This is a genomic window from Brevundimonas sp., assembly GCF_029946145.1.
Classification (GTDB): domain Bacteria; phylum Pseudomonadota; class Alphaproteobacteria; order Caulobacterales; family Caulobacteraceae; genus Brevundimonas.
Genome location: NZ_JAQSDY010000027.1, coordinates 252,261 through 272,914, shown reverse-complemented (window position 1 = coordinate 272,914; position 20,654 = coordinate 252,261). Strand labels below are relative to the sequence as shown.

Here is a 20,654-nt window from a genome sequence, read left to right as displayed (position 1 = left end):
AGAGGTTGGGGCCGGTTACTGCCAGCGGGTCGAGACGCCGCCGCCTTCGTCCCATTCGCCGCCGGCGTCCAGGGCGTCGTCGAAATCGAGCAGCCGGTCCAGGATCACCCCGGCGACCACGCCCAGCAGGGCGACGCCGATCAGGGTCGCGACGCTGGCCACCCCGACCTTTTCATTGCGGGTCAGACGGCGGCGGCCGGCCGGATCGATGATGCGGTCGCGCGCGCGTTTGAGACGGGTTGCGGGGCGGGCCATCAGGCGGCCAGCCTTGCGTTCTTCTTCACCCTGGCCACGGCGCGGTCGCGCTTCAGCCGCGACAGGTGATCGATGAACAGCACGCCCTCGAGGTGGTCCATCTCGTGCTGGATGCAGACGGCGTACAGGCCCTCGGCCTCTTCCTCGACCGTCTGCCCTTCATAGTTCTGATAGCGCAGCCGCACCCGCGCCGGACGTTCGACCTGGTCGAAATATTCGGGCACCGACAGACAGCCTTCTTCATAGGCGAACAGCTCGTCGGAGGCCCAGACGATCTCGGGATTGACGAAGAAGCGCGGGTTGCGGCGCGCCAGCCGGACAGCCTCGCTCTCGTCCTCCTCCGTCTCCTCGACGTCGCCTTCGACGGGCGCGTCGCCCAGGTCCATGACGATGACCCGGCGGGTGTCGCCGACCTGCACGGCGGCCAGGCCAATGCCGGGCGCGTCGTACATCGTCTCCAGCATGTCATCCATCAGGCGGCGCAGATCGTCGGCCACCGGCCCTTCGACGGGGGTGGAGACCTGCTTCAGCACCGCCAGGTCGGCGGCGTTGTCGATGGTGAGGATGCGACGGACGGACATGACCGCGAGGTAGGCATGGCGAGCCCAAAGGTCAAGATTTCCCGGCTCCCGGCCGGGTTATGCCGCAGGGTCGGGCAGGGCTCTCGGCTTGCGGTCGCCGTCGATGGCGACATAGGTGAAGACACCCTCCGTCACCCGCACCGAGGCGGCCTGGGCGTGGTTGCGCGGTCGTTTCCACGCCTCGACATGGACCCGAACCGAGGTGCGGCCCGTCTTGATCACCCTGGCGTAGATCGACACCTCGTCGCCGACCGAGACGGGCTGGTGGAACACCATCCCGTCCAGGGCGATGGTCACGCACCGTCCCTGGGCCAGTTCGAACGCCGGCGTCGCCCCGGCCAGATCCATATGCGCCAGCAGCCAGCCGCCGAAGATGTCGCCCTCGGGATTGGTGTCGGCAGGCATGGCGATGACGCGCCCGACGGGCTGTCCGGTCGGCTGGGCGGGAAGGGCGTCGGTCACGCGTGCGGGCTCCGATGGAGAGGACGGGGCGTCAGATGGACGACAGTCAGGATCGCTGACCCTCGTCCCGAAAAAGCTCATGCGACAAACCGAACGTTCGGCGCAATCCCGCGCCGCCATCGGGGGTGATCTCGATCACACGGCTGTCGCGCCGACGCTTGATCCAGCCGAGATCCAGCAACCGCTGCAGGAGGGCCGCTCCGGCGACGCCGGCCAGATGGTTGCGCCGTACGCTCCAGTCCAGGCACGGACGGCAGAGCGGCCGCCCGCGGGGCGCCGGATTCGGGACCGGGACGTGCAGGTCCCCGAAGAACCTTCGCCCGGCCTCGGTCAGCGTCAATCCTTCTGCGTCCACCGCAAGGCAGCCCCGGCGCACCAGATCGTCATAGATGGCGACCCCGACATCACCGGCCAGGTGGTCGTAACAGACCCGCGCCCGCCGCAGCGCCGGCTCCTTCGGTCCCGGCCGTGTGCGCGCCAGACCCATGCGGTCGGCGAGGCCGCTCAGACTTTCCAGCATCGCGGCGACGTGCTCGTCGGCGATACGGTAGTACCGGTGCCGCCCCTGCTTCTCGATGCTGACCAGCTCGGCCTCGCTCAGCTTCGACAGATGCGATGACGCCGTGGGCCGGGTGACGCCGGCTTCGAGCGCCAGCTCGCTGGCGGTCAACGCCGCGCCGTTCATCAGAGCGCTCAACATGTTGGCGCGCGCAGGGTCGCCGATCAACGCCGCCACGCTGGAGATGCTCGGACCCAGTCTCATGGCGCGAGGCTAATCGAGCCATCGCGATCTCGCAACGACAGTTCGATCGAGATCGAACCATGAGCGCGACCGATGTGGTTACGATCCCCGCCGACACCTCGGGAAGGACCCCTTTCATGCAAGACATCGCCATCCAGCTTGAGCACGCACCGGGCGCCCTGGCCGCCATGGGCGCCGCGCTCGGAGGCGCCGGGATCAGTGTTGAAGGCGGGGGCGCCTTCGCCGTCGACGGGCGCGGCGTCGCCCATTTTCTGGTGATCGACGGAGCGGCGGCGGCCGGGGCGCTGGAGGCCGCCGGATTCCTCATACGGGGCGTCCGCGACGTGTTGCTGCAACGGCTGGACCAGTCGCAGCCGGGCCAGCTGGGCAAGCTCTGCGGGCGAATGGCCGACGCCGGCGTCAATATAGAAGTGCTCTACAGCGACCATGACAATCAGCTGGTCCTCGTGGTCGATGATATCGGGAAAGGACGCGCCGTCTCCGAGGCGTGGGCGCGCGAAAGCGCCGCGGCGTGAAAACCATCGGGCTTCTGGGCGGCATGAGCTGGCAGTCGACGCTGCTCTACTATCAGATCATCAACCGCGTCGTGGCCCAGGAACTGGGCGGGCTCCACTCGGCGAAGATCGTCCTGCGCAGCGTCGATTTCCATGAGATCGCCCACCATACCGAATCATGGGCGCTGGGCCGAGGCGGGGCAGGTTCTCGCGATGGAGGCGCGCGCGCTCAAGGCCGGCGGGGCGGACTTCGCCGTCCTGTGTACGAACACCATGCACAAGGTCGCCGACGCCATCGTCTGCGGCAGCGGCCTGGCCCTCATCCATATCGTCGATGTCGCCGCCGGGCGCCTGACAGCCGGCGGGATTCGCGCGGTGGGCTTGCTCGGAACGCGTTTCGTGATGGAGGAAGACTTTTACGGCGGAGAGATGAGCGCCCGCCACGGCGTCGATGTCCTTCTGCCCGGCGAAGCGGATCGCGCCTTCCTTCACGCGGTCATCTACGGCGAGCTGGCGAAAGGCCTCGTCACCTCGGCAACGCGCGATCGCTGTCAGGCCATCATCGCCGATCTCGCCTCGCAAGGGGCGCAGGCCATTCTGCTGGCGTGCACCGAACTCCCGCTTGTCGTCTCCGAGGCGGACCACGCCATCCCGATCTATTCGACGACCACCCTCCACGCCCTTCTGGGGTCAGGACCGGCTGGACTGGCTGGAAGAGGTATTGGCGCGGAAAACGCTGTCGCCCGGCTGACGCAGGGACCGCCCGTCCGGAGCCTGGCGGGGAAGGAATGGCGCACCCGACAGGATTCGAACCTGTGACCCCTGCCTTCGGAGGGCAGTACTCTATCCAGCTGAGCTACGGGTGCGTCGGCGGCGAAAACGCCGGACGAAGGGCCTTACAGCAGGACCGCGCCGCCCTCAATCCCGAATGCGCCCCTCGAACCAAAGCCGTTCGGGACGATTTACACGGTTCCGGCCCGGCCCGTCGTGATCTAGCGTGCGCCCGCTTCGCCGATGGAGGTTCCGATGCGCGCCTTTCTGCTTGGACTGCTGATGCTGCTGGGCGCCTGCGCCACCGCGCCGGCCCCGGCGGCTGATCCGTCCGGCGACGACCTGGACGCCATCGCGCGGGACTATGTCGCCCTGATCCTCGAGATCGGCGAGCGCGAGCCCGGCTATGTCGACGCCTATTACGGCCCGGCGGCGTGGCAGGAGGCGGCCAGGGCCAGCCCGCGCACCGTGCCGCAGCTGATCCAGGGCGCCGCCACCCTGACCTCGCGGCTGAACGCCGTCCCGACACGGGGCGTCGAGCCCGTCGTGGTCCAGCGCCGCAAATATCTGCTGGCCCATGTCTCGGCCGCGTCGGCGCGCCTGCGCATGCTGTCGGGCGAGAAGCATGGCTTCGCCGACGAGGCCGAGGCCCTGTTCGGCATCCGGCCCGAGCTCCTGCCCTTGTCGACCTACGATCCGATCCTGGCCGAGATCGACGCCCTGCTCCCGGGCGAGGGTTCGCTGACCGATCGGGTCACGGCGTTCAAGGCCCACTACGTCATTCCGAAAGATCGCCTCCAGCCGGTGATGGACGCCGCCATCGCCGAATGCCGACGCCGCACCGTCCGGCACATCGACCTGCCCGCCAATGAGCGGTTCACCCTCAGCTTCGTCGGCGACAAGCCGTGGTCGGGGTACAACTACTATCTGGGCGATGCGGCCAGCCGGATCGAGATCAACGCCGACTTCCCCATCTATACCGAGCGGGCCATCGACCTGGGCTGCCACGAGGGCTATCCCGGCCACCACGTCTACAACGCCCTGCTGGAAAAGACCTTCGTGCGTGATCGCAACTGGGTCGAGATGAGCGTCTATCCGCTGTTCAGCCCCATGTCCTTCGTGGCCGAGGGCAGCGCCAACTACGGCGTCGACCTGGCCTTCCCGGGCGACGAGGCCACGGTGTTCGAACGCGATGTCCTGTTCCCTCTCGCCGGTCTGGACCCGTCGACGGCGGAGAAGAAGGCGCAACTCGGCGCACTGCAGCGCCGTCTGGCGCGGGCCGAATACACCATCGCCGACGACTGGCTGGCCGGACGCGTCGGGCGCGAGGAGACCATCGCCCGGCTGTCGAAATACAGCCTCGCCGACCCGGCCAAGGCGGCCCAGCGGCTGCGCTTCATCGACACCTACCGCAGCTACATCATCAACTACGGCCTCGGCCGCGACGTGGTCCAGGCCTGGGTCGAGCGGCAGGGACCGAACCGCTGGGACGGCATGGAGACCCTGCTGGCCAGCCAGATCCTGCCCGTGGACCTGCTCCCGTAGTCCATGCCCGAGCTCCCCGAGGTCGAAACCGTCCGCCGCGGCCTCGAGCCGGTCCTGACCGGGGCGCGGCTGACGCGCGTGCGCCAGAACCGGCCCGATCTGCGCTTTCCCTTTCCCGACCGGTTCGTGGACCGGCTGGAAGGGGCGACGGTCGAACGTATCGATCGCCGCGCCAAATACCTGCTGATGCCCCTGTCCACTGGCGAGACCTGGGTCACCCACCTCGGCATGACCGGCCGCTTCACCCTGGACGGTGAACAGCTGGGCGAGTTCGAGGAACCGGCCCCCGTCGCCGGCAAGCACGAGCACGTCAGCCTGTGCGCGGTGAAGGGCAAGGGCGCGACCCGTCTCGGCTTCGCCGACGCCCGCCGCTTCGGCTTCATGGGTCTGATCCCGACGGGCGAGGTTGACGCCCATCCGTGGTTCGCCGGGCTCGGCCCCGAGCCGCTGGGCAACGGTTTCTCGGGCGCCCATCTGGCCGAGGCGTTCACGGGCAAGAAGCAGAACATCAAGGTCAGCCTGCTGGACCAGCGCATCGTCGCCGGACTGGGCAACATCTATGTCTGCGAGGCCCTGTACCGCGCCCGTATCTCGCCGCTGACCGCTGCGGGCAAGGTGTCCGGACCGCGCCTCGAAACCCTGGCCGCGGTGGTGCGCGACGTGCTCGGCGACGCCATAGCCGCCGGCGGTTCGACGCTGAAGGATTTCGCCAACGCCGACGGGGGGCAGGGGTATTTCCAGCACCGCTTCGACGTCTACGGCCGCGAGGGGAAGCCGTGCCTCGGGGACGGGTGTTCCGGCGTGGTCAAACGCATCGTCCAGGCCGGCCGCTCGACCTTCTACTGTCCGGGCTGCCAGAAACGGTGACGCCATGACCCACCGCATCATCCTGTTCCGCGGCATGAACACCGGCGGCGTCCGCGCGCCCGTCGGCGAGCAGCGGGCGATGGCCGAGGCCATGGGGCTGAAGAACCCGCGCACGCTTCAGGCCAGCGGCAATCTGGTCGTCGAAAGCGGCAAGGCGGCCGCCGCCCTCGAAGCCGACATCGAGGCCGCCATGGACGAGACCTTCGGCCTCAAGGTCGCCGCCATGGTCCGTACCCCGGAACAGTGGGCCAGGCTGATCGCCGCCAACCCCTTCCCCGCCGAGGCGAAGGCTCATCCGGCCAGGGTGCTGGCCATGGTCATGAAGGACGGGATCAGGGACGGCGCGCTGGAGGCCTGCCGCGCCCTCGCGGAGGGCGGCGAGGCGGTCGAGGCCGTCGACGGCGTTCTCTATTTCTGGTTCCCCGACGGCCAGGGCCAGTCCGCCATCTTCAGGAAGGCCACGCCCCGCATGCTGGGCATGGGCACGGGCCGCAACTGGAACACCGTGCTCAAGCTGGCGGATATGGTAGGGCTGAAGACCTGAACGCCGGCCCCGGCGAAAGGCGCGCCGTGGCCCGGATCAATGACCAGAAACAGGAAGCCCATGCGCAGGATATTGATGCTTACGGTCGCCGCCCTGGCGCTGGCCGCCTGTTCCCCCGCTCCCGAGACGTCGGAGGCTCCCGAGGCGTCCGCCGCCCCGGACCCGGCCGCCGCGACGCCCGAGGCCTTCGTGCGGTCGCTCTACGGGGAAGGCGACATGCCGGGCGGCCCCGCCGAACGCATCGAGGAGCGCACGATCTGGTCCGCGCGCACCCGGGCCCTGCTCGCCGAGAGCGACCGCCTGACGCACGAAGGCGACGTCGGCTTCTTCGAGGCCGACCCGATCTGCGACTGTCAGGACGGCACGCCGGTGCTGCAGTCGGTCACCGCAACCTCGACCGGCCCGGACAGCGCGGACGTGGCCGTCGTCCAGGGGTTCACCGAGCCGGGCAATGCGGTCCATCGCAAGACCTACAATCTCGTCCTCGAGGACGGCCAGTGGCGCATCGACGACCAGCATTATGAATCGATGGGCCGGTTCCCGTACGAGCCGATGGTCCGGCGCCTGACCGGCTGGATCGCCGAAGCGAAGGCGGACGTCGCGACCTGACGGACGGAACCGCGAGCCCTGCGCAGCGGTTGTGGCCCCAAGTCACAGCCCTGGAGGGACACCATGACCGACGCCTATATCTCGGACCCCATTCGCCACCCGCTTCACACCCTGATCTCGTGGCCGGCCGTCATCGCCGGCGCCATCGTGGCCGTCGCCGTGGGGGCGATGTTGAACCTGCTGGGCGTGGCCCTCGGAGCCTCGGCCTTCAATCCCTATGATTTTGACGGCGGCGACGCGTCCGGCTTCACCGCCGCCGCCGGCATGTGGATGGCCTTCGCCAACGCCATCGCCCTGTTCATCGGCGGCGCGGTCGCGACGCGCGCGGCCAAATACGCCGACCACCACAGGGGCGCCCTGCATGGCCTCGCCGTCTGGGCCCTGGCCTTCCTGCTGGCCATCACCATCGCCAGCGCGGCCGGCGCCGGCGGGGCAGCGGCCCTGGTCGGCGGCGACGCTCGGGACGGCGAGATCGGCGACACGGTCGTGACGGACGTCACGCCCGGCAGCCGCGTGATCGAGGGCGAACTGGTCGCCCCGGCTCCGCTGCCGGCCCCGGTCGCCGCCGGGGAAGTCGCCGACACCACGGCCATGCTGGCCCTCTGGGGCTTCCTGACCATGCTGATCGGCGCCATCGCCGCGATCTTCGGCGGCCTCTACGGCGGCCGGAACCATCGCTGGATCGACAAGGCCGTGGACGGTCGCCGCGACGAGGTTCGCCGCGATGACGCGCCCCGCAGCGTCCTCTAGCTTCCGAAACGGGACGGTCCCGGCGGGGCCGCTCCGTCTTCCGCAAGAGTGAGCCGACGGCGGCCAGGGCTGTTTCCAGCATGGCCGCCGACATCGGGCTGAAGCGGACAGGGTCGGACTGAAGGGGTAAGGAGCGCGCATGACCCATCGCCGCACCCACCTCTGGATCAGCCTCGTCGTCGGCCTCGCCGTCTGGGGCGCCTATTTCGCCCATTTCCTGCAGCAGATGCGTCGCGGCGAGACGGGCGGCCTGGCCCTGTGGTTCCTCGGCGCCCTCGCGGTGATCATCCTCGCCGAGACGGTGGCGACCAGCTTCATCGCCTGGCTGTTCCGCCGCCGGGCGCGGACGCTGGACGAAGGTCCCACGCTGCAGGCGGCGCTGAAGGCCAGCCATGTCGCCCTGATGCTGCTGATCGTCATGGCGCTGGCCGCCGCCGCGGCCCTGGCCTTCGCCTCCCTGTTCGGCTGGAGCCTCGACCTGTCCGGCGCGCGCGGTCAGGTCATCGCCGCCAACGTCCTGCTGGCCATGGTGGTGATCGCCGAACTTCTGCGCGCCGGATTGACGCTGGCCCTGATCCCAAGGCGCTAGAGTGGCTGGTGGCTGGTGGCTAGTGGCTAGTGGCTAGTGGCTAGTGGCCAGTGTTCAGCGGGTCGGCGCCAGGCTCCGGCTGCGCCCAAATCTCCGCCAAATCTGGACGCACCGCTCACTAGCCACTAGCCACTAGCCACCAGCCACCAGCCACTTCGGGAGCGCCCCATGTCCGACACCTTCTCCACCCTGCTCATCGAACGCCACGCCGACGGCTATGCGCTGGTGACCCTGAACCGGCCCGAGGCGCTGAACGCCCTCAACTCGGCCCTGTTCAGGGACCTGTCTGACTTCCTCGACGCGGTCGAGCATGACGACACGGTGCGCTGCCTGATCCTGACCGGGTCGGGCGACAAGGCCTTCGCCGCCGGCGCCGACATCAAGGAGATGCAGGACCAGACCTACGCCCAGATGTACACGGGCAATTTCTTCGCCCTCGGCCACGACCGCATCACCCGCTTCCGCAAGCCGATCATCGCCGCGGTCAACGGCTTCGCCCTCGGCGGCGGCTGCGAGCTGGCCATGCTGTGCGACTTCATCGTCGCTTCGGAGAAGGCGAAGTTCGGCCAGCCCGAGATCAACCTCGGCGTCGCCCCCGGCATCGGCGGCTCCCAGCGCCTGACCCGCCTGGTCGGCAAGTCCAAGGCCATGGACATGGTCCTGACCGCCCGCATGATGGACGCGGCCGAGGCCGAACGCGCCGGGCTCGCCTCCCGCGTCGTTCCCCACGAAACCCTGCTGGACGAGGTCCGCAAGATCGCCGCCAGGATCGCCTCGCAAAGCCCGCTGGCCGTCATGGCCAACAAGGAAATGGTCAACGCCGCCCTCGAGACCACCCTGACCCAGGGCGTCCAGTTCGAACGCCGCCTGTTCCACAGCCTGTTCGCTTTCGAGGACCAGAAGGAGGGGATGGCGGCCTTCGTGGAGAAGCGGAAGCCGGTGTTCACGGGCAAGTAGGGACCAGGGGCGAGGGACAAGGTCCCCGTCCCCAGACTCTCGTTGACCCCCCAACCCCTTTCCGCTATAGCCGCGCGCTCTTCGAGATTTCCCCGCCGTGGACCATGCTCCGCGGCGTTTCCGTTCGTAAGGTTTGACTGATGGCCAACAATGCCGGCGCCAAGAAAGCGATCCGCAAGATCGCTGCCCGCACCGAAGTGAACAAGGCGCGCCGTACGCGTGTCCGCACCTTCCTGCGCAAATTCCAGGAAGCCGTCATGGGCGGCGACGCAGGCGCGGCGAAGACCGCCTTCGTCGAGGCGCAATCCGAGCTGATGCGCGCCGTCTCCAAGGGCGTGGTTCACAAGAACACGGGTTCGCGCAAGGTCGGCCGTCTGGCCGCCCAGTTGAAGAAAATGTCGGCCGCCTGACATAGCGGGCCACGGACGGCCTTTTACAGGCCTGTCATGGTAAATATCAGCGATTTCAACGGCGAGGGCGCGAACGCTTCCTCGCCGTTTGCACGTGTGCTGCTAAGCCTCCTGGCGGGAATTGGCTCTCCCCTCTGTGGCGAAATACGGTTTTTCGTTGACTGTGTTTGGCTTTAGCGGAGTCAACAATTTTAAGTGCGAATCGACTCGCGAATCAGCGTTGACGCCCCCCTCGCCGGGCGTAAGTTTGGGGCGCTGACGCACTTCCATCCCCACACGGATGAAGACGGCGCGGAACCTGATTTCGTGTCGGCGTGAGACGTCTGTTCGAGAGTTCGACCCCACCTGCGCGGCGCCATCGCCACGCGGGACAGGAGAAGTCGTCCCGGTTTCAGGCGCGCTCGAAGGATGTCAGCGGTGATGGTTTGAGCGGGTGGCTGATGTTTACGGGGAGCGCGGAAATGGCGGGGATGACGGATCCGGATCGCATCTGGACCGAGGCGGCAGGCCGTCTTCGCTCGGAAATCGGCGAGGGGCCGTTCAGCTCCTATATCGCGCCGTCGGCCGTCCGCGCCGACGGTTCGGGCCAGCTGATCCTGGTCACCCCGACCGCCTATGCCCGCGACTGGGTGCGCAAGAACGCCCTGCGCCGCATGAATGAGCTGTGGCTGGGTCTGGACGGCCTGTCGCGCCGTCTCGACGTGCGCTGCCGCGCCGAGATGGGTTCGACCCCCTCGGCTTCGCAGGTCGCCGCGGGCCGCGCCGAGGGCGCCGCCGTTATCCCGCTTCAACCCGTCGCCATGCCCATGGCCACCGTGCCGCCGGTCGCCGACGGGGCCCGCGCCGTGCGCGCCGCCGGCCTGCAGGACCGCCTGACCTTCGACAGCTTCGTGGAAGGCCAGGGCAATGCCTTCGCCCTGGCCATCGCCCGCCAGGCCGCGGCCTGGGCCGACGGCCATTTCAACCCGATCTTCTTCTGCGGCCCCTATGGCTACGGCAAGACCCACCTGCTGAACGCCATCGCCTGGGAGGCCCAGCGGCTGCGCCCGGACGCCAGGGTCGTCTATCTGACCGCCGAACGCTTCCTGTCGACCTTCGTGCGCGCCGCCCAGGACCGCACCATGGCCGCGTTCAAGGACAGTTTGCGCAGCGCCGACATGCTGCTGATCGACGACGTCCAGTTCGTCGGCGGCAAGGCCGGCACCCAGGAAGAACTGCTGTCGACCCTCACCGCCCTGATCGAGGACGGCAAGAAGATCATCATCTCGGCCGACCGCCCGCCCATGGCCCTGACCGAGGTCGAGCCGCGCCTGCGCAGCCATCTGGCCTCGGGCCTGACCTGCCCGGTCGAGCCCGCCGACCGCGCCCTGAAACTGGCCGTGGCCCGTAACCGCATCCAGGCGCTCGCCAACCTCGGCGTCGTCTCGGGCGAGGCCCAGGCCGAGGTCCTCGAACACCTGGTCGATCGCACGCCCGGCTCGATGCGCGAGCTGGAGGGCGCCGTGAACACCCTGGCCGCCGTCGCCGGCGCCCGCCTGTCGTCGCTCAGCGTCGACGAGACCCAGGCCCTGCTCGGCTCGGCCCTGCGCGGCGGGCCCGAGCGTCGCATCACCGTCGACGAGATCCAGAAGACCGTCGCCGACCATTTCAGCCTCAAACAGGCCGACCTGCTCTCGGAGCGCCGCACCCGCGCCGTGGCCCGCCCGCGCCAGATCGCCATGTGGCTGTGCAAACAGCACACGACCCGCTCCTACCCCGACATCGGCCGCCGGTTTGGAGGCAGGGACCACACCACGGTCCTGCACGGCGTGCGCAAGATCGAGGAGCTGATGGGCCTCGACGACCAGATCGCGCGGGACGTCGAGACGCTGACCCGCAAGCTGCGGGGCTGACGCCGACGGCTCTCCCTCCCCTTTATGGGGAGGGATGTCGGCGCGTCGCGACGACAGGTTGGGGCAAGTCAGTCTGCGCTCCGACCCTTTCGTACCCCACCCGCGCTCGGCTGCGCCTCGCGGTCCCTCCCCATGAAGGGGAGGGAGAAGTCTGTGGACCGCTTTTCAGACCGTTGCCCCGCCCGGCCAATCCGCTAGTGTCGGTGGCCCTATCTCTTTGCGGCGGCTTGTGAGTCGCTGACGGCGGGCGAGACCACATGCAACTGACCATCGAACGATCCGCGCTCCTCAAGGCCCTCGGCCACGTGCAGAGCGTCGTCGAGCGCCGCAACACCATTCCGATCCTGTCCAACGTCCTGCTCAGCGCGGGCCGCGACAAGCTCAGCTTCGCCGCCACCGACCTCGACATGGAGATGGTCGACGAGGCCGAGGCCCAGGTGAATGTCGAGGGCCAGATCACCGCCCCCGCCCACACCCTCTACGAAATCGTCCGCAAGCTGCCCGACGGCGCCGAGGTCTCGCTCTCCTACAATGGCGACGACCCCCGTCTGGTGGTCCAGGCCGGCCGTTCCAAATTCAACCTGCCGGTCCTGCCGGCCGGCGACTTCCCGGTCATGTCGACCGACACCTCGGGCACGCGCTTCTCCCTGCCCAAGGAAGACCTGGCCCGGCTGATCGACAAGACCCGGTTCGCGGTCTCGACCGAAGAGACGCGCTACTATCTGAACGGCCTGTATCTCCACACCGTGGCCGAGGCCGGCATTCCGCTGCTGCGCGCCGTGGCCACCGACGGCCATCGCCTCGCCCTCGCCGAGACGCCGGCTCCTGAAGGCGCCGCCGGCGGTCCCGGCGTCATCGTTCCGCGCAAGACCATCGACCAGGTCCGCCGCCTGCTCGACGACGGTTCCGGCCCGGTCGAGGTCATGGTCAGCCCGCAGAAGATCCGCTTCGAATTCGGCCAGGCCAGCCTGACGTCAAAGGTCATCGACGGCGCCTTCCCCGACTATATGCGCGTCATCCCCAAGGGGAACGACAAACAGGCCGACATCGACAACGCCCTGTTCGCCCAGGCCGTCGACCGCGTCGCCACCATTTCGGCCGAGAAGAGCCGCTCGGTGAAACTGGCCTTCGACCTCGACCGCGTCACCCTGACGGTGCGCAACATGGAGGCCGGCCAGGGGGTCGAGGAGGTCGAGATCGGCTATTCCGAAGAGCCCTTCGAGATCGGCTTCAACGCCCGCTACCTGCTCGACGTCGCCGGCCAGATCACCGGCGAGACCGCCCACTTCAAATTCGCCGACCCGGCCAGCCCGACCCTGGTCCTCGATCCGGGCGATCCGGGCGTGCAGTATGTGCTGATGCCGCTGAGGGTGTGACGCCCTCCGGATCGGCGGAACGGTCTGGAGCGGTCATCGATACGCCGAAGATCGTCTATGCGGCCCTGATGGTCTCCTGGACCGTGGGCGCGTTCATACTGGCGGCGCTGATTGGCTGGGAAGGTTGGACGCCGGGTTCCATCGTGATCGCCGGACCTGTTATCGGCATTCTTTTCAGCGCTACCGGTATTCTGCGCTCGAAGCGGATCCGGCTGGAACGGGAAACGCTCACATATCGTCCTGTATGGGGACGAACGCTCGTGATACGGAAAAGCAACATAGAGACCTTCGATGTCTTCGTTCTGACGGCGGCAGGTTCAGGCTTTCTGATCTGCAAGGAGCGGGCAGAGGCCTTCGACGCGCGCGCGGGTGCCCGCCACAATCTCGGGTTCGTCCTGATGCCCCGGGAGGTTCTCAAGTCTCTGCGCGAGTGGCTTGGCCGCTCGTCATGATCACGTCCCTCACCCTCACCGACTTCCGCTCCTACGCAGCGGCCACCCTGCCGATCACGGCGGGGTCGGTGGTGCTCTACGGGCCGAACGGCGCGGGCAAGACCAATCTGCTGGAAGCCCTCAGCCTGTTCACCCCCGGCAAGGGGCTGCGCGGGGCCACGGCCCCCGAGATGGGCCGGCGCGAACCGGGCGAGGCGAGCGGCCGCGCCTGGGCTGCCGCCGCCGTCCTGACCGACGGCGAGGGCGAGACGAAACTCGGCACCGGCGTCCAGTCCGCCGGCGCCGCCCGCCGCATCGTCCGCATCGACGGCGAGACGGCCCAGCCCGGACGGCTGCTCGACCATCTGCGCCCGGTCTGGGCCACGCCCGAGCAGGACCGGCTGTTCTCCGACGCCCGCGCCGCTCGCCTGCGCTTTTTCGACCGGCTGGTGTTCGCCGCCGACCCCGCCCACGCCGCCTCGGTCTCGGCCTATGAGAAGGCCCTGCGCGAACGCCTGCGCCTTCTGACCGAAGGCGCCGAGGGCCGCGCCGCCGACCCCCTGTGGCTCGACGCGCTGGAGATCCGGCTGGGCGAGGCGGGGGCCGCCGCCGCTCTGGCCCGCGCTGGCGCCCTGACCACCCTCCAGTCCGCCATCGACGCCCGCAACGACCGCCCCTTCCCCCAGGCCGACCTCGGCCTGACCGGCGAGGCCGAGGCCATGGCCGCCGCCGGCGCCGGCCCCGAAGCCGTCGCCGCCGCCCTCCGCGAGGGTCTGGCCCGTTCCCGCGCCCGCGACGCCGCCGCCGGCCGCTCCCTCTACGGCCCCCACCGCTCCGACCTGACCGCCCTGCACCGCGAGAAGAACCGCCCCGCCGCCGAGGGCTCCTCGGGCGAGCAGAAGGCGCTGGTGCTCAACCTGATCCTCGCCCAGATCGCCCGTCTGGCCGACCAGCCCGCGCCCCCGGTCCTGCTGCTCGACGAGGCTCCGGCCCACCTCGACACGGCCCGCCGCGCCGCCCTGTTCGACGAGATCGAGGCGCTGGGCCTGCAGGCCTTCATGACCGGCACCGAGGCCGAACTGTTCGCCCCCCTGCGCGGCCGGGCGCAGTTCGTGCGGGTCGAGGGCGGCGGCTTCGCGCAGGACGACTAGGCGCTCTTCCCTTTCTGTCGTCATCCCGGGGCGCGCAGCGACCCCGGGACCCAGCGGCGCGCGAGAGCGCGAAGCTGTCGCGGACACAACTGACCGCCCCAGCGTGCGTGAACAGATCGCCTTCGGCGCCGCTGGGTCCCGGCCTTCGCCGGGATGACGACAAGAAAAGCATGCGAGGAATAAACCTCCAGCCAGACAATCCTGACGAACCAACGCGTTGATCTGAAACAGGATCACACAAAAAGCAGCGTCATTTCGTAGCCTTGGTCCAGCCCCGTGCGACACTGCTCCCCGTCCCGTCGCAGGGAGGCTCGCTCGGCCGGCGAACCGAAGCGGCGGCGGGAGCGGAAGGAGCGGGCCGCACCGGGACCCTTTTCCCGGCAGCGGAAGCCGAACCGGTGGAAAGCCGGCGGCTCAGGGCGCGGGGTAGTCAGAACCCGCGCTGGTCCGGGAGACGGTCGTCGCCGTCCCCGCCCGTGGCGAGCTTAACGGACCACCCTGCAAAGAGGGGGTTTTCGTCCGTGCCCGTCGAAAACCGACCGCGCGGAGCGTTCGTCTTTCGCCGAAACGGTATTCAAATCTTCTCATCCGGGCGAAGGCCCGGACGCTCCGCCCACGCCTCCCATAACCGCCCTGAATCCAGCGCGGCGCCGAAGGCTGCGCGCGGCCTTTTCGACCGCCGCTTTTCCTCGCAATTCCGCCCTGAATCCCTATATGTTGCGGGCCTTGGCGCGGATCGGATTCGCGCCCTGAAAACAGCCCGTCCGAGGCGGTTGAACCGCCGCCTTCCGAAGCCCTCCGAGAGGGCGTTTCACCGACCGAATATATGACCGACAACACCGAGACCGCGCGCAACGTCGACACCGCCGAAGAGGCCGCCTACGGCGCCGATTCCATCAAGGTCCTCAAGGGCCTGGACGCGGTGCGCAAACGCCCCGGCATGTATATCGGCGACACCGACGACGGCTCGGGCCTGCACCACATGGTCTATGAGGTGGTCGACAACGCCATCGACGAGGCCCTCGCCGGCCATGCCGACCTGGTCCAGGTCATCCTCAACGCCGACGGCTCGGTCACCGTCACCGACAACGGCCGCGGCATCCCCACCGACATCCACGAGGGCGAGGGCGTCTCGGCGGCCGAGGTCATCATGACCCAGTTGCACGCCGGCGGTAAATTCGACCAGAATTCCTACAAGGTCTCGGGCGGCCTGCACGGCGTCGGCGTCTCGGTCGTCAACGCCCTGTCGGACTGGCTCAAACTGGTCATCTATCGCAACGGCAAGCGCCACGAGATGAAGTTCGCCCGCGGCGACACGGTCGAGAGCCTGCGCGTCACCGGCGACGCTCCGCTGCGTGACAACGGCAAGGTGCTGTCGGGCACCGAAGTCACCTTCTATCCCTCGGTCACCACCTTCGCCCACATCGACTTCGATCTGAAGACGCTGGAGCACCGCCTGCGCGAGTTGGCCTTCCTCAACTCGGGCGTGGTCATCAAGCTGCAGGACCATCGCGGGGCCGAGCCGTTCGAGGAAATCCTGCACTACGAGGGCGGGGTCGAGGCCTTCGTGCGCCACCTCGACAAGTCCAAGACGCCCATCCTCAAGGACGTCATCGTCATTCGCGGCAAGAAGGAAGGGATCGAGATCGATCTCGCCCTGTGGTGGAACGACAGCTACCACGAGACCATGCTGTGCTTCACCAACAACATCCCCCAGCGGGATGGAGGCACCCACCTCTCGGCCTTCCGCGCCTCGCTGACGCGGGTCATGGGCGGCTATATCGACGCCGCCGGCGCCGCGAAAAAGGAGAAGGTCTCGGTTTCGGGCGAGGACGCCCGCGAGGGCCTGACCTGCGTCCTCTCGGTCAAGGTGCCGGATCCGAAATTCTCGTCCCAGACCAAGGACAAGCTGGTCTCGTCAGAGGTGCGCCCGGCCGTCGAGGGCCTGTGTTCCGAAGGCCTGTCGACCTGGTTCGAGGAGCATCCGGTCGAGGCGAAGCAGGTCGTCGCCAAGATCATCGAGGCCGCCGCCGCCCGCGAGGCCGCGCGCAAGGCCCGCGACCTGACCCGGCGCAAGTCGGCCATGGAAATCTCGTCCCTGCCCGGCAAGCTGGCCGACTGTCAGGAACGCGATCCGGCCAAGTCCGAACTGTTCATCGTCGAGGGCGATTCCGCCGGCGGCTCGGCCAAACAGGCCCGCAACCGCGAGAACCAGGCCGTCCTGCCCCTGCGCGGCAAGATCCTCAACGTCGAGCGCGCCCGCTTCGACCGCATGCTGTCGTCCGAGCTGATCGGCACCCTGATCCTGGCGCTCGGCACCGGCATCGGCCGCGACGATTTCAACGCCGACAAGCTGCGCTATCACAAGATCATCCTGATGGCCGACGCCGACGTCGACGGCGCCCACATCCGGACCCTGCTGCTGACCTTCTTCTACCGCCAGATGCCCGAGCTGATCGAGCGCGGCCACGTCTACATCGCCCAGCCGCCCCTCTACAAAGTGTCCAAGGGCAAGCAGTCGCGCTACCTCAAGGACCAGTCCGAGATGGACTCCTACCTCATCGAGGAAGGGTCGTCCGAGGCCGAGCTGGACCTGCCCAATGGCGAACGCCGCGTCGGTCTCGACCTGCAGGCGCTGGTGCGCGAGGCCAAGGCGTTCAAGGCCGGCGTCGATCGCCTGTCGCAACGCGCGCCCGTCTTCGCCGTCGAACAGGCGGCCCTGGCCGGCCTGTTCGACGAGGACCCCGCCGATCCGGCGAAAGCCGCCACCCGTCTGAACCTCTACGCCGAGGAAGGCGACGGCGACTGGACCGGTTCGCCGGGCGCCCAGGGGGCCGTGGCCTTCGAACGCGTGCGCCGCGCCGTGACCGAACGCATCGTGCTGGAAGAGGCGCTGATCCGCTCGCTGGACGCCCGCCGTCTGGCCGAACGCTCGACCGCCTTCGAGGGCCTGTTCGACAAGCCGGCCATCTTCCGCCGCAAGGACAAGGCCGTGACCATCCGCGGTCCGCTCGACCTGCTCGAGGCGGTGCTGGACGCGGGCAAGAAGGGCCTCGCCATCCAGCGCTACAAGGGCCTGGGCGAGATGAACCCCGAACAGCTGTGGGAGACCACGCTCGACGTCAACGCCCGCACCCTGCTGAAGGTCCAGGTCGAGCACCAGGAGGACGCGTCCGACCTGTTCGCCAAGCTGATGGGCGACGTGGTCGAGCCGCGCCGCGAGTTCATCCAGGCCAATGCCCTGGACGCCGCCGTCGACGCCTGAAACCTAAGGGCGGCCTGCGTCGATGAAGTCCTTGATCGTCGCCCAGATCGGCGGCTGGGCGCGCGAGCCCTTGCAGACGATGTTGTTGAGGAAGTCGGGCGCGGTGTTCGGACGCATATCCTCCCACGCCGCCCCCTCTTCGGGATAGCGGTCGGCCTCCGCGCCGTCGGCGCCGTATTCGACCACGCCGGCGGTTCGCCAACTGCCCGCGGCGCACTTGAACTCATAGGTCTCGATCGAATGGCTGTAGTCGCCCGCCGTCCCGTGACGCGGGGCCGTGGCGACCCGCACCGACGTGATGTCGCCGTTCGCCAGGATGCTGTCGACGTCGGCCATGAAGACGTTGTTCGGACTGCGCGAGAACGGATGCCAGCTCTCGGCCGCCGCCGGCGCCGCCGGCGCCGCCGCTCCGGTCACCGCCAGAACCACAAGGCTCAGTGCAAGATATTTCACGATGATCTCCCCAGACCCCTGACCGGCATGATGCTCCGCTGTGCGGCTTTGGCAAGAGGGTCCTGCGGACGGGATCAGGCGGCGCGGCGGGCTCCCGCGGCGGCCGCCAGGATCGGCTCGAACAGCCATTCCGCCAGATGCCGCACGACGGGCACGGCGACGCCGTCTCCGGTCAACCGATATGCGGCGCTGCTGGACGCGGGCAACCGGTAGCCGTCGGCCAGCCCCATCAGCCGCGCCGTCTCGCGCGCCGACATCAGCCGCGAGCGCACCACGCCCCCGTCGATCACCAGCACCGTCTGGCGGCTGGACCCGCCCGCGGGGGTGCGCAGGCAGCCAGCGACGTCGAAACGCACCTCGGCCCGCTGCAGCTTGCCGCCGTCGGCGTCCCGACGGGTCCGCCGGTACAGGGCCCCGACGCGCCGCCCGCCGTCGCGGCGCGCCTGTTCGACCTTGGCCAGATTGACCGGCGACATGAGGCCGAGCAGCCGCGCCGTCCGCTCCAGCGGGCTCCACGGCGCATCGGCCGTGTCATTCTCGATGATCGTCGCCAGATCCGCCGGTCGCGCGTCAGGTTCGGGCAGCCGCCACCAGACCATTCGGGCGCGCAGGGCCTCCGGCAGTCGGTCGACGGCGCGGCGCAGGGTGGCCGGATGAAACGGCTCAAGCGGCCCGGGCGTGGTCAGACCGGCCGGCGCCGGCAGGTCGCCCCGGACGCCGATCACGAACAGGCGCGGCCGCGACTGGGGCAGGAACCGATCCGCATTGATGATCAGGGCGCCCCAGCGATAGCCCGCCTCAACATAGGTACGGCAGACCGCCTCGAAATCGCGCCCGCCGCGCGACGTCAGCGTGCCGCACACATTCTCGACCGCCACGATCGCGGGCGCCCGTCCCTCGCCCGCCAGCCCCCGCGCCACGTCCCAGAAGGCGTGAAACGTACCGGATCGGCGTCCTCCCAGCCCCGCGCCGGCGCCCGCCAGCGACAGATCCTGACAGGGGAAAGAGCCCCACATGAGATCGGCCGAGCCCGGCAGCTGGCCAGCGGTCACGGCGCCGATGTCGCCGAGCTGGAAATCGCCGTCGCCCCAGTTGGCGCGATAGGCCTGACCCTTTCCGGCGTCGATGTCATTGGCGAACAGGCAGCGCCAGCCCTCGCCCAGCCCGGCCCGGACCATGCCGCCGCCGGCGAAGAACTCGTAGAAGCCGGGGCGGCCGTCCTCCGGCGTTTCAGCGCGCGATTCGCTCATGATCAGACGCTGACGCCCCGGCGTCCCGGAGTCCACTGGAAGGGCCGTATCACTCGCCTGTTACCGGGGCGGTCCGGGTTTCGATGGAGGCCGGGACTTTGCGATGATCGCCCAGATGATGATCAGAAACGCTGCAAGCCGGATCAGATAAAACGGGCTCTGCTCCTCGCGCGGCACCTGCATCAGGTTGGTCAGCAGGGGCACCATGCCCATCAGCAGAAACGCGGCGGCGAAGGCCAGGAACAGGCCGTCCCGGGTCCTGCGCCAGAATTTGAGGAAGAAGACCGCCGCGACGACATTGCCCATGATGACCGCGCCGGTGGCCAGCGACATGGCGGTCATCGGTCGACCTCCCAGATAAAGCCGTAGAGAAGAACACCCACGGCCAGCAGGGACGTCGCCGTCCGCGCCGGCCCGAGGTTGATGTCGCGCAGCACCAGCACGTCGAGGACGACCAGCAGATTGTTGGCGGCCAGCAGGATGAAGCAACAGCCGCTCCACAACAGCAAAGGCTGCCGCGAACGCCGCCACGACCGGACCAGCAGCACGGCGCAGATCGCACTGGTCAACAGGCACAGACCGTAGACGAGTTGAGGCCCCCAGTCGGTCATGTCTTCCAACCCCCCAGCCGGAACGAGTCGGCGAACCCCTTCAACGGGTCCGACCGGCGCGCTGCAATGATGTTGACCACGGACACGGGCCGCTCGCGGTAGGCATCATGGAGACGATCGGAAAGAACCGCCAGCGCCGGCGCGGCGGGTGCGTACCGGACCGCGCCCTGCTGTTCCATGACCAGCCCCGCGCGCTGGAGGCCGGCCAGACAGTTCGCGACGAGCGTCGTGCTGGCGCGCATTTCCGCGACCAGCTGATCCGCCGTCCAGGCCGAGTCGGGATCGCGCTTCAGAAGGATGAGCGTCTCGAGCGCCCATACCGAAGGGATGGCCGCTTCGATGAAGGCCGCGAGTTCCGGGTCGATACCGCCGGGGCCGGCCGCGCTCACCTTCCGACCGAATGTGGCTTCGTTTGCATGGCGCGCGAAGCTAGCGCCCCGGGCCCGATTGGCAACGTCAAAATATGTTCCGTAAGCCGGAACCGTTCCGGTTCCTCGCGGTTTTTTGCAGTTGGTTCGGGGGAAGCGGACGGGACCTGGCCGGGGGCGCGGCGAACGCATAAGCGGATCGCCTGCTTTCCGACAGATGGCCGGCAGAGCCTTCGGACGGTTTGCCTCTGAGCTGAAGG

Annotated in this window: 24 protein-coding genes and 1 tRNA gene; 15 read left to right on the top strand and 10 right to left on the bottom strand. The window is 68.6% G+C overall.

Annotated elements, in window-relative coordinates; genetic code table 11:
• Positions 1-15: 15 nt before the first annotated feature.
• The 4 genes from PSV23_RS13390 to PSV23_RS13375 form a co-directional block, all read right to left on the bottom strand.
• Entirely contained in the window at positions 16-255 is a 240-nt protein-coding gene (locus PSV23_RS13390; RefSeq protein ID WP_300469798.1) for a hypothetical protein, read from the bottom strand.
• Complete coding sequence (gene def / locus PSV23_RS13385) at positions 255-836, bottom strand: peptide deformylase (protein WP_300469796.1); 582 nt, start codon at positions 834-836, stop codon at positions 255-257. Before def ends, PSV23_RS13390 begins: the two co-directional genes overlap by 1 nt.
• Positions 837-893: 57 nt before the next feature.
• Entirely contained in the window at positions 894-1,241 is a 348-nt protein-coding gene (locus tag PSV23_RS13380; RefSeq protein ID WP_300470459.1) for an acyl-CoA thioesterase, read from the bottom strand.
• 103 nt (positions 1,242-1,344) lie between these two features.
• Positions 1,345-2,061 carry a helix-turn-helix transcriptional regulator gene (locus PSV23_RS13375; protein ID WP_300469794.1) on the bottom strand — a complete coding sequence of 239 codons (717 nt, stop codon included), beginning with the start codon at positions 2,059-2,061 and terminating at the stop codon, positions 1,345-1,347.
• A 116-nt stretch (positions 2,062-2,177) separates the two neighbouring features.
• Between PSV23_RS13375 and PSV23_RS13370 the strand changes: the two genes are divergently transcribed.
• A complete protein-coding gene (locus tag PSV23_RS13370; protein WP_300469792.1) occupies positions 2,178-2,576 on the top strand; it encodes an amino acid-binding protein in 399 nt (132 codons plus the stop codon).
• Positions 2,577-2,708: 132 nt separating this feature from the next.
• Positions 2,709-3,374 (top strand): amino acid racemase, encoded by a 666-nt coding sequence (locus PSV23_RS13365; RefSeq protein WP_300469790.1) that lies wholly within the window; start codon positions 2,709-2,711, stop codon positions 3,372-3,374.
• Here the strand turns inward: PSV23_RS13365 and PSV23_RS13360 are convergent.
• Positions 3,345-3,421 (bottom strand) — tRNA-Arg (locus PSV23_RS13360). The genes PSV23_RS13365 and PSV23_RS13360 overlap by 30 nt on opposite strands.
• Before the next feature lie 160 nt (positions 3,422-3,581).
• On the opposite strand from PSV23_RS13360, the gene PSV23_RS13355 reads away from it, so the two are divergent.
• From PSV23_RS13355 to gyrB, 13 genes are all read left to right on the top strand, one after another.
• Positions 3,582-4,871, top strand: coding sequence for a hypothetical protein (locus PSV23_RS13355; protein WP_300469788.1), 1,290 nt, complete (start codon positions 3,582-3,584; stop codon positions 4,869-4,871).
• A 3-nt stretch (positions 4,872-4,874) separates the two neighbouring features.
• Positions 4,875-5,738 (top strand): bifunctional DNA-formamidopyrimidine glycosylase/DNA-(apurinic or apyrimidinic site) lyase, encoded by an 864-nt coding sequence (gene mutM / locus PSV23_RS13350; RefSeq protein WP_300469786.1) that lies wholly within the window; start codon positions 4,875-4,877, stop codon positions 5,736-5,738.
• 4 nt (positions 5,739-5,742) lie between these two features.
• A complete protein-coding gene (locus PSV23_RS13345) occupies positions 5,743-6,282 on the top strand; it encodes a DUF1697 domain-containing protein (protein ID WP_300469784.1) in 540 nt (179 codons plus the stop codon).
• A 39-nt stretch (positions 6,283-6,321) separates the two neighbouring features.
• A complete protein-coding gene (locus PSV23_RS13340; RefSeq protein WP_366524244.1) occupies positions 6,322-6,891 on the top strand; it encodes a DUF3828 domain-containing protein in 570 nt (189 codons plus the stop codon).
• A gap of 63 nt (positions 6,892-6,954) precedes the next feature.
• Positions 6,955-7,641: a hypothetical protein gene (locus tag PSV23_RS13335; RefSeq protein WP_300469780.1), complete on the top strand. Its 687-nt coding sequence runs from the start codon at positions 6,955-6,957 to the stop codon at positions 7,639-7,641.
• Between the two features lie 139 nt (positions 7,642-7,780).
• A complete protein-coding gene (locus PSV23_RS13330; RefSeq protein ID WP_300469777.1) occupies positions 7,781-8,230 on the top strand; it encodes a hypothetical protein in 450 nt (149 codons plus the stop codon).
• Between the two features lie 168 nt (positions 8,231-8,398).
• Positions 8,399-9,187, top strand: a complete 789-nt coding sequence (locus tag PSV23_RS13325; RefSeq protein ID WP_300469775.1) for an enoyl-CoA hydratase-related protein — start codon at positions 8,399-8,401, stop codon at positions 9,185-9,187.
• Positions 9,188-9,327: 140 nt separating this feature from the next.
• Positions 9,328-9,597 (top strand): 30S ribosomal protein S20, encoded by a 270-nt coding sequence (gene rpsT / locus PSV23_RS13320; protein WP_300469773.1) that lies wholly within the window; start codon positions 9,328-9,330, stop codon positions 9,595-9,597.
• Positions 9,598-10,037: 440 nt separating this feature from the next.
• A complete protein-coding gene (gene dnaA / locus PSV23_RS13315; RefSeq protein WP_370461088.1) occupies positions 10,038-11,489 on the top strand; it encodes a chromosomal replication initiator protein DnaA in 1,452 nt (483 codons plus the stop codon).
• 257 nt (positions 11,490-11,746) lie between these two features.
• Positions 11,747-12,865 (top strand): DNA polymerase III subunit beta, encoded by a 1,119-nt coding sequence (dnaN, locus tag PSV23_RS13310; protein WP_292098613.1) that lies wholly within the window; start codon positions 11,747-11,749, stop codon positions 12,863-12,865.
• Positions 12,862-13,317, top strand: a complete 456-nt coding sequence (locus PSV23_RS13305) for a hypothetical protein (RefSeq protein ID WP_300469768.1) — start codon at positions 12,862-12,864, stop codon at positions 13,315-13,317. Before dnaN ends, PSV23_RS13305 begins: the two co-directional genes overlap by 4 nt.
• Complete coding sequence (recF, locus tag PSV23_RS13300; RefSeq protein WP_300469766.1) at positions 13,314-14,447, top strand: DNA replication/repair protein RecF; 1,134 nt, start codon at positions 13,314-13,316, stop codon at positions 14,445-14,447. Before PSV23_RS13305 ends, recF begins: the two co-directional genes overlap by 4 nt.
• Before the next feature lie 826 nt (positions 14,448-15,273).
• On the top strand, positions 15,274-17,712 hold the full coding sequence (gene gyrB / locus PSV23_RS13295) for a DNA topoisomerase (ATP-hydrolyzing) subunit B (protein WP_300469763.1): 2,439 nt from the start codon (positions 15,274-15,276) through the stop codon (positions 17,710-17,712).
• A gap of 3 nt (positions 17,713-17,715) precedes the next feature.
• On the opposite strand, the gene PSV23_RS13290 is transcribed toward gyrB, so the two are convergent.
• The 5 genes from PSV23_RS13290 to PSV23_RS13270 form a co-directional block, all read right to left on the bottom strand.
• The gene (locus PSV23_RS13290; RefSeq protein WP_300469761.1) at positions 17,716-18,165 is read right to left on the bottom strand and encodes a surface-adhesin E family protein; all 450 of its coding nucleotides are present in this window, start codon (positions 18,163-18,165) and stop codon (positions 17,716-17,718) included.
• Between the two features lie 74 nt (positions 18,166-18,239).
• Positions 18,240-19,415 (bottom strand): DNA (cytosine-5-)-methyltransferase, encoded by a 1,176-nt coding sequence (locus PSV23_RS13285; RefSeq protein WP_300469759.1) that lies wholly within the window; start codon positions 19,413-19,415, stop codon positions 18,240-18,242.
• A gap of 60 nt (positions 19,416-19,475) precedes the next feature.
• Positions 19,476-19,757, bottom strand: coding sequence for a DUF5985 family protein (locus PSV23_RS13280; RefSeq protein ID WP_300469757.1), 282 nt, complete (start codon positions 19,755-19,757; stop codon positions 19,476-19,478).
• On the bottom strand, positions 19,754-20,026 hold the full coding sequence (locus PSV23_RS13275; protein WP_300469755.1) for a DUF5985 family protein: 273 nt from the start codon (positions 20,024-20,026) through the stop codon (positions 19,754-19,756). The genes PSV23_RS13280 and PSV23_RS13275 overlap by 4 nt, the downstream gene beginning before the upstream one ends.
• Entirely contained in the window at positions 20,023-20,415 is a 393-nt protein-coding gene (locus PSV23_RS13270; protein WP_300469753.1) for a hypothetical protein, read from the bottom strand. The genes PSV23_RS13275 and PSV23_RS13270 overlap by 4 nt, the downstream gene beginning before the upstream one ends.
• Positions 20,416-20,654 lie beyond the last annotated feature (239 nt).

Coding starts and splice junctions, on each gene's coding strand:
- PSV23_RS13390 (WP_300469798.1), bottom strand. CDS start 255: ATGGCCCGCCCCGCAACCCGTCTCAAACGCGCGCGCGACCGCATCATC.
- def (WP_300469796.1), bottom strand. CDS start 836: ATGTCCGTCCGTCGCATCCTCACCATCGACAACGCCGCCGACCTGGCG.
- PSV23_RS13380 (WP_300470459.1), bottom strand. CDS start 1,241: ATGCCTGCCGACACCAATCCCGAGGGCGACATCTTCGGCGGCTGGCTG.
- PSV23_RS13375 (WP_300469794.1), bottom strand. CDS start 2,061: ATGAGACTGGGTCCGAGCATCTCCAGCGTGGCGGCGTTGATCGGCGAC.
- PSV23_RS13370 (WP_300469792.1), top strand. CDS start 2,178: ATGCAAGACATCGCCATCCAGCTTGAGCACGCACCGGGCGCCCTGGCC.
- PSV23_RS13365 (WP_300469790.1), top strand. CDS start 2,709: ATGAGATCGCCCACCATACCGAATCATGGGCGCTGGGCCGAGGCGGGG.
- PSV23_RS13355 (WP_300469788.1), top strand. CDS start 3,582: ATGCGCGCCTTTCTGCTTGGACTGCTGATGCTGCTGGGCGCCTGCGCC.
- mutM (WP_300469786.1), top strand. CDS start 4,875: ATGCCCGAGCTCCCCGAGGTCGAAACCGTCCGCCGCGGCCTCGAGCCG.
- PSV23_RS13345 (WP_300469784.1), top strand. CDS start 5,743: ATGACCCACCGCATCATCCTGTTCCGCGGCATGAACACCGGCGGCGTC.
- PSV23_RS13340 (WP_366524244.1), top strand. CDS start 6,322: ATGACCAGAAACAGGAAGCCCATGCGCAGGATATTGATGCTTACGGTC.
- PSV23_RS13335 (WP_300469780.1), top strand. CDS start 6,955: ATGACCGACGCCTATATCTCGGACCCCATTCGCCACCCGCTTCACACC.
- PSV23_RS13330 (WP_300469777.1), top strand. CDS start 7,781: ATGACCCATCGCCGCACCCACCTCTGGATCAGCCTCGTCGTCGGCCTC.
- PSV23_RS13325 (WP_300469775.1), top strand. CDS start 8,399: ATGTCCGACACCTTCTCCACCCTGCTCATCGAACGCCACGCCGACGGC.
- rpsT (WP_300469773.1), top strand. CDS start 9,328: ATGGCCAACAATGCCGGCGCCAAGAAAGCGATCCGCAAGATCGCTGCC.
- dnaA (WP_370461088.1), top strand. CDS start 10,038: ATGTTTACGGGGAGCGCGGAAATGGCGGGGATGACGGATCCGGATCGC.
- dnaN (WP_292098613.1), top strand. CDS start 11,747: ATGCAACTGACCATCGAACGATCCGCGCTCCTCAAGGCCCTCGGCCAC.
- recF (WP_300469766.1), top strand. CDS start 13,314: ATGATCACGTCCCTCACCCTCACCGACTTCCGCTCCTACGCAGCGGCC.
- gyrB (WP_300469763.1), top strand. CDS start 15,274: ATGACCGACAACACCGAGACCGCGCGCAACGTCGACACCGCCGAAGAG.
- PSV23_RS13285 (WP_300469759.1), bottom strand. CDS start 19,415: ATGAGCGAATCGCGCGCTGAAACGCCGGAGGACGGCCGCCCCGGCTTC.
- PSV23_RS13280 (WP_300469757.1), bottom strand. CDS start 19,757: ATGACCGCCATGTCGCTGGCCACCGGCGCGGTCATCATGGGCAATGTC.
- PSV23_RS13275 (WP_300469755.1), bottom strand. CDS start 20,026: ATGACCGACTGGGGGCCTCAACTCGTCTACGGTCTGTGCCTGTTGACC.